General features: G+C 48.0%; 8 protein-coding genes and 1 pseudogene. 5 read left to right on the top strand and 4 right to left on the bottom strand.

The features are described 5' to 3' along the window. Positions 1–462 precede the first annotated feature (462 nt). The 4 genes from MPL1_RS05820 to MPL1_RS05835 all read left to right on the top strand — a co-directional run bounded on the left by MPL1_RS05820 (position 463) and on the right by MPL1_RS05835 (position 2,627). Positions 463–792, top strand: a complete 330-nt coding sequence (locus MPL1_RS05820) for a hypothetical protein (RefSeq protein ID WP_009726196.1) — start codon at positions 463–465, stop codon at positions 790–792. A gap of 116 nt (positions 793–908) precedes the next feature. Further along, positions 909–1,595, top strand: coding sequence for a CsgG/HfaB family protein (locus MPL1_RS05825; RefSeq protein WP_009726197.1), 687 nt, complete (start codon positions 909–911; stop codon positions 1,593–1,595). Positions 1,596–1,605: 10 nt separating this feature from the next. After that, the gene (locus MPL1_RS05830; RefSeq protein ID WP_009726198.1) at positions 1,606–1,977 is read left to right on the top strand and encodes a DUF4810 domain-containing protein; all 372 of its coding nucleotides are present in this window, start codon (positions 1,606–1,608) and stop codon (positions 1,975–1,977) included. Beyond that, positions 1,974–2,627, top strand: a complete 654-nt coding sequence (locus MPL1_RS05835; protein WP_009726199.1) for a DUF799 domain-containing protein — start codon at positions 1,974–1,976, stop codon at positions 2,625–2,627. The genes MPL1_RS05830 and MPL1_RS05835 overlap by 4 nt, the downstream gene beginning before the upstream one ends. Before the next feature lie 54 nt (positions 2,628–2,681). Here MPL1_RS05835 and MPL1_RS13815 read toward each other — a convergent pair whose 3' ends face one another. The 4 genes and pseudogenes from MPL1_RS13815 to MPL1_RS14445 form a co-directional block, all read right to left on the bottom strand. Beyond that, complete coding sequence (locus MPL1_RS13815) at positions 2,682–2,855, bottom strand: hypothetical protein (protein ID WP_009726200.1); 174 nt, start codon at positions 2,853–2,855, stop codon at positions 2,682–2,684. 200 nt (positions 2,856–3,055) lie between these two features. Continuing rightward, positions 3,056–3,985, bottom strand: coding sequence for a 5-oxoprolinase subunit C family protein (locus MPL1_RS05840; RefSeq protein WP_009726201.1), 930 nt, complete (start codon positions 3,983–3,985; stop codon positions 3,056–3,058). Continuing rightward, positions 3,982–4,674 (bottom strand): 5-oxoprolinase subunit PxpB, encoded by a 693-nt coding sequence (pxpB, locus tag MPL1_RS05845; RefSeq protein WP_009726202.1) that lies wholly within the window; start codon positions 4,672–4,674, stop codon positions 3,982–3,984. Before pxpB ends, MPL1_RS05840 begins: the two co-directional genes overlap by 4 nt. Further along, positions 4,671–5,440, bottom strand: a pseudogene (locus MPL1_RS14445) (5-oxoprolinase subunit PxpA). The gene pxpB and the pseudogene MPL1_RS14445 overlap by 4 nt, the downstream one beginning before the upstream one ends. 115 nt (positions 5,441–5,555) lie before the next feature. Here MPL1_RS14445 and MPL1_RS05855 point away from each other — a divergent pair. After that, positions 5,556–5,825 (top strand): hypothetical protein, encoded by a 270-nt coding sequence (locus MPL1_RS05855; protein ID WP_152417592.1) that lies wholly within the window; start codon positions 5,556–5,558, stop codon positions 5,823–5,825. Positions 5,826–6,289: the final 464 nt, after the last annotated feature.

Consider the following 6,289-nt stretch of genomic DNA (forward strand, 5'->3'; position numbering starts at 1 on the left):
CAATAGTTTTGTATCAAGACTATGCTTCTGCGGACAAATAATTAAGACATTTTAAGTCTGTAGAAAGCCAATCAAAGCGTTATCAAAGCCGCTATACAGATTTTTATTGCCAATGCTTGAGAACTGTGGAATATTGCATTTCGCAAACTATTCTCAATGGATTCGGGAAATAAAAATCAGGTTATGGAAAACACGCTCTACCACTCAGCAATTAATCAATCCAGCCTGTTTTATCAAGCGGCTTCACAGCATACTCAGTCTGCTGATGTACTCATCCCAAAACACTCTCTAAAGCAGTCAAATTTTGGCATTGGTTTCACCCTGTGTGATTCAGAACTGCCACCTGTAAGTTCTCGTGTCACATTGGCTTTTCTGGGGGATAAGCCTGATAGTTTTCACATGAGCTTGGACCAGGCCTGAACAGGGTTAACTGGTTTTTTGGCAGTAAAAAAGGACATAACAATGGAAGTTGAAAAACACTCAGGACTGGGGATTGCTTCATTTATCACAAGTATTGTCTCTGGCGTATTCATCTTTTTGCTCATAGCGGTTGCGGGTGTGATGGAAGCTTCCACTCCTGGAGGGCTTGATGAGGAATCTGCTGCGGCCGTGATGATTGGTTTTTTCCTGTTTGCTTTTCTGGTAACGACGCTTATTGCATTCGGACTGGGGATAGGTGGGCTGATTCAGAAGGGTCGAAAAAAGATATTTGCCACCCTCGGGACTGTGTTTTCAGCAGTTATTTTTGTGTCGACAGTACTGCTTTTGATGGTTGGCTTAATGATGGGATAAAGCGTTTTCTTCGGAACCTAACTTTAGGAGGAACTCGATAAACATTTGAATTGCCACGACCAAGATCTTTAACACCTTACCTAAATTTTCACGGAGAGAAACGGGACATGATATCAATGCCCTTTTACAAAAGTAGTTTACGCGTTGTACTCGGCTTATTTTTGATTGCACTTGTTGGTTGTGCGACGGAGAGCCACCAAACAGTTGAAGTAACCCCCGTACAGACTCATCAAACACCCTATCACGGAATAAAATCAACACTGGTCGTGGGACAGTTTGAAAATCGCTCATCTTATATGCATGGCATTTTTTCTTCTGGTGCAGACGAGCTTGGCAATCAAGCCAGAACCATTCTGAAAGCCGGTTTACAGCAAACCAATCATTTCAATGTGGTGGATCGCGCCAATATGAAAGTACTTGAAGAAGAAGCTGGTTACAGTGGTGTCAGCCAGAAAATCAGTGGTGCGCGTTATGTGGTATCAGGCGCGATCACAGAGTTTGGTCGGAAGGTGACAGGCGATAAACAACTTTTTGGCATTCTGGGCCGGGGCAAAACGCAAACCGCTTACGCAAAAGCTACGCTTAATATCGTGGACGTAAAAAGCTCAGAAATTATCTACTCAACCCAAGCTGCCGGTGAGTATGAGCTGAGTAACCGCGAAGTGATTGGCTTTGGAGGTACCGCAGGTTACGATTCGACTCTGAATGGCAAGGTACTCAATCTGGCCATTACGGAAGCTGTAAATAATATTGTTAGCGATATGCATAACGGCGTACTGACATTAGAAAACGCTACTAAATAAGGGATTATTTATGTCAATTCATAAACTGTCAGTGGCTGGCGCTGGCCTTGCATTGATGCTTTTAACAGGGTGCGCGCAGCAACCCAAGCAGTTGTATCACTGGGGTGACTACGAAAACTTGCTCTACATTATGTATACAGAGCCCGGTGCTGCTGACCCAGATATGCAAATTCAAAAACTCACCGCAGACATTCAGCAAGCGCATGCCAAAGATCTGCGCATCGCTCCGGGTATTCATGCTCACCTGGGCTATATGTATGCATTAAAAGGCAACATGGCCTCTGCAAAAGCAGAATTTATCAAAGAAAAGCAGCTCTATCCCGAATCAGCGATTTTTATTGATGGCATGTTGCAGCGTATGGAAAAAGGAATGGACTCATGATGATTAAACGGACATTTTTACTACTGCCATTACTTATGCTAATGCTGCTGACGGGCTGTGCAACAACCCCTGAGCCGTACAATTATGATGCTTTGCTGGCGGCTAAACCGCGCTCTATTTTGGTGATCCCGCCGTTGAATGAATCCTTAGAAGTCAACGCCTCGTATATTGATCTCTCAACCTTGTCTCGGCCGCTGGCTGAGAAGGGCTACTATGTCTTTCCTGTCGCCGTTATCGAAAATTTTATGAAAGAAAACGGTTTACCCACACCGGACGAAATGAATCAGGTGCCATTGGATAAACTGCAGGAAAATACGGGCGCTGATTCGGTGTTGTACATCCGAATCTCTGATTGGGGACAGAAATACACCTTGCTGGATTCAACTACAGTTGTGCGGTCACATGTAAGACTTGTTGATGCCCGCACAGGTGCATTATTGTGGGATGCAGATGCATCGGCGGTTCAGAGTGGCTCCAACAGCAGTGGTGGAATTTTAGAGGCATTAGTTGCGGCAGCCATTACGCAGATTATCGGCGATATAACTGATATGACGCCATCTGTTGCAAGGCTAGCCAACGCTGAAGCAATTAACAATCCTCAGCGAGGTTTGTTGAATGGTCCGTATGCACCACCGCAACACCCTCAATAACCGGCATCATGCCCAGATCATCAACATGGGGGGCGACTGTCGCCCCCTAACTGGTTAAGAGATTGAGGCCAGCCAATCCTGGTAGCTTGGTTTGGCTTGTGAATGTAAGCCGGAAGCCCTGAAGGCTTTTTCACTGTCAATAATCTCGCCGTTGTATTCGAAGATATTATCTTCTGAGTGATGTCTTATCCAGGTTTCAAAGTCAGCCATGTCAGTATTTGTTCTCATCAGTTCATTCCTTGCGTGATTAAAGGTTGTTGCTGCAACTTGGTTGCGTGCAATTTAATCGCGGGAGTGTTTAATTTGTGTGAAAACAAGTGAGCATATTACTTATTTGTGAGCTGGCTCACATTTATTTTCCGGTATGGCGAGTCAATTTCTATTTTTTAGCTAAACAGCGCATTTTTATTGCACTTGAGCGCTATGAGTTAGATACCAAAAAACTGATAAAAGCGTCGCATCTGCCGTTGTGCTTCTGCGAGTGTCATCGTGGTGAATCTGAGTTCGGTCATCGCTTGCTGCTGGGCCAGCAAGAACGCATCCATTGAAAAGACGCTGCCAAGTACGGGGTAGCCGCCAATGGTTTGCCGATCTTTGAGCAGGATGATGGGTTGACCATCTGGGGGGATCTGAATACTGCCAAACGCAGTGCCTTCGGAAATAATGCCTTTGACCTTGGGCTTGATAGCTTCACCCTGTAATCGCAGGCCCATACTGTTGCTCTGGGCCGAGATTCGGTAGGTGTGGTGAAACAGTTTTTGCTCTTCCGACGGGCTGAAATCATGGCGGTGTTGATTGACGATAACGCTGACAATCAGTGGTTGTTGATAGTCTGGAACAAACATTGATGGCACGCGGGTTCTGATATCTTGTTTGGATTCCTGGCAGGAGATAAGGTCACCGGCTTTTAGTGGACTGCCTGTTCCATCAAGACCACCAATTTTTTCACGTATGACGGTGGCCACCGAGCCAAAACTTGGTGTTATCTGAAAGCCACCCTTGACCGCCAGATATGTTCGAATGCCTGATTTTGCGTAGCCAAAGCTTAATGTATCGCCTGATTTGATTGCGTGACTTTGCCAGTTTGCCAAGGGTTGGTTATTGCGCGTTACCAGCATATCGGCGCCGGTAATGGCGATCTGGCTGTCTGTTAAAGCCTGAAGTTGCAGACCGCCAAAACAAATCTCCAGCGCGGGACTGTTGGCGCGATTATCCAATAAACGATTTGCCCACAGATAGGCTTGTTCGTCGGCCGCGCCTCCAGTGCTTAAACCAATGTGTCGATAATTAAATCGGCCAAGATCCTGAACTAGCGTCAGCATGCCGGGTTTGAGCACTTTGAAGCCCGTTGGCATCATGACAAAACGCCTCCAGCCTCCAAAAACTGCTGTTTACTAATCGGCTTGAACTGCACTCGGTCGCCGGTTTTCACTGGACATAATTCAGTGTGCGTTCGGTCAAACATCGGCATGGGAGTTCGACCCAGAATATTCCAACCGCCTGGTGTTTCTGTCGGATAGACAGCAGTTTGCTGATCGGCAATGGCAACAGAGCCAGCACTGACGCGTTGTCGTGGTCGATCCAGACGCGGTGTTGCCAATTGCTGACTGACATGTCCCATATAGGCAAAGCCGGGCGCAAAGCCTATGGCAAATACCTGATAGCTGTTGGCGGTATGCCGATGAATGACTTCATCGATGTTGATCTGATGGTAGTCAGCGACCCGCGGTAAGTCAGGTCCGACCGCTGGGTCATACCAGACCGGAATTTCAACCAGGCGGCCAGTGACCGAATTGTCGATAATAAGCTCAGCAAGCTGCTGCGCTATGAGGGTTTGAATGCTGGCAAAGTCATGCTTTCGCAGATCATAAAACAACATCAAGGTGGTATAGCTCGGCACCATGCCGCGAAGATCTTGCCCAAGGGCACGTTGCAGACACTGGCTGGCAGCAGTAATGGTTGGCACTAAATCCAGCTGAATCTGCTCGCCAAAACGAATCAAAACAGCATCTAATCCTGCGGGTTCAATGTGCCATATCGCCTTCATTGCACGTTGTAAATGGTATTGAGTTGATGGCGAAGTTGTTGCAGCACCTTGAGCGATTCGGGATTGTCGCCGTGCACACAAAGCGTATCCGCTTGAATACGGAGTCTTTGGCCACTGTGACTGATGACTTGGCCTTCTGTTGCAAGCAGCATGGCCTGATCAAGGATGCGTTGCGGATCATCCAATACCGCCCCGGCAATATCGCGTGACAGCAGCAGTCCGTTATCGTCATAGGCACGGTCGGCAAACGCTTCAAATAATAAATTGATACCCACGGCATCGGCCATTTGCTGTTCAGCGTGATTATCGCCTTTGGCTAACAGCATCAGTGGCAAATTTGAATCATAGCTGGCAATCGCCTGCATCACGCTTTGAGAATCGCCTGATCACGCATCATGTCGTTGTAGAGTGCGCCATGCGGTTTGACATAGCTGACCTGCAATTGATGCGCCTGACAGATTCCGGCTAACGCGCCGACTTGATAATGAATCAGCGAAATGATTTCCTCTGCTCGTAATTGCATGCTGCGCCGACCAAAACCCACCAGATCCGGATAGCTGGGGTGCGCACCGATTTTTACGCCGGATTGTTTAGCCAGCAGAACCGTGCGGTTCATGGTCAGTGGATCTGAAGCATGGAAACCACAGGCAATATTGGCCATGTCAATCAATGGCATGGCTTGCTCATCCAGCCCCATCGACCAGAGGCCAAGGCTTTCGCCCATATCGCAGTTGAGCAGCAGTTTTTTGTGGGTGGTTATTGGCATGTTGTTGATGATTTTTTTGCTGATAAGTCAAAAGCATACACAAATCAGACCGTCAGTTGATCCGGAGCAGCGCAGGCAATGCTATGCTGAGCTTACACCAACGGGGGAATTTAATATGAACCAGTTTTTTGCTTCGATGCCACGAGGGATGGCCGTGATCAGTCTAGCCATCGTGGTCAGCGGTTGCGCCGCTTATGGTGCAGCCTCTGGTGGGTATAACAGTGCACCTCGCTCTAATGAATATGTGCCGCAGGGTTATATGCCACCGGCGGGGCAATGCAGAATCTGGTATTCAGATCGCAAACCGGAACAACAACCACCTGTCGGCAATTGTGCTGAGTTGGAGCGACAGGTACCTTCGGGTGCCCGGCTGTTGCGGGGCTAAGAGTGGTTCCGCTAAGTTATTGCAACCAATACAAAAAGTTCGCACAGCGTTTGTCCGGAATCTCTGCACGGCCTGAATAGATTCCCGCCTGCGCGGGAATGACGAGTGTGTTAGCGCGGGAATGATGCGAAAACGCAGGAGTGATGGCTGAGTTGAGATTGGCAATGATGACGAGCCACCTCCAGGTGAACACTTAATCTCCCCCGTCTTTCCGGAAAACGCACAGCGTTTGTCCGGAATCTCTGCACGGCCTCAATGGATTCCCGCCTGCGCGGGAATGACGAGTGTGTTAGTGCGGGAATGACGAGAATGAAAAGGCGGAATGACGAGAATAAAAAGCAAGAACGACGAGTGTGTTTGTGTGGGAATAACGAGAGTGGCGCGGGAGTGCCGAGGGTGTTCGTGCCGGAATAACGTGAATGTTCTGTGGAATTACAACGAATTCACGTGGAATCCCACAGATG

The organism is Methylophaga lonarensis MPL (genome assembly GCF_000349205.1).
Taxonomy (GTDB): Bacteria; Pseudomonadota; Gammaproteobacteria; order Nitrosococcales; family Methylophagaceae; genus Methylophaga; species Methylophaga lonarensis.

Excerpts from the sequence above, each read along its gene's own strand:
- pxpB (WP_009726202.1), bottom strand. The coding sequence starts at position 4,674 with ATGAAGGCGATATGGCACATTGAACCCGCAGGATTAGATGCTGTTTTG.
- MPL1_RS05840 (WP_009726201.1), bottom strand. The coding sequence starts at position 3,985 with ATGATGCCAACGGGCTTCAAAGTGCTCAAACCCGGCATGCTGACGCTA.
- MPL1_RS05835 (WP_009726199.1), top strand. The coding sequence starts at position 1,974 with ATGATGATTAAACGGACATTTTTACTACTGCCATTACTTATGCTAATG.
- MPL1_RS05830 (WP_009726198.1), top strand. The coding sequence starts at position 1,606 with ATGTCAATTCATAAACTGTCAGTGGCTGGCGCTGGCCTTGCATTGATG.
- MPL1_RS05825 (WP_009726197.1), top strand. The coding sequence starts at position 909 with ATGCCCTTTTACAAAAGTAGTTTACGCGTTGTACTCGGCTTATTTTTG.
- MPL1_RS13815 (WP_009726200.1), bottom strand. The coding sequence starts at position 2,855 with ATGAGAACAAATACTGACATGGCTGACTTTGAAACCTGGATAAGACAT.
- MPL1_RS05855 (WP_152417592.1), top strand. The coding sequence starts at position 5,556 with ATGAACCAGTTTTTTGCTTCGATGCCACGAGGGATGGCCGTGATCAGT.
- MPL1_RS05820 (WP_009726196.1), top strand. The coding sequence starts at position 463 with ATGGAAGTTGAAAAACACTCAGGACTGGGGATTGCTTCATTTATCACA.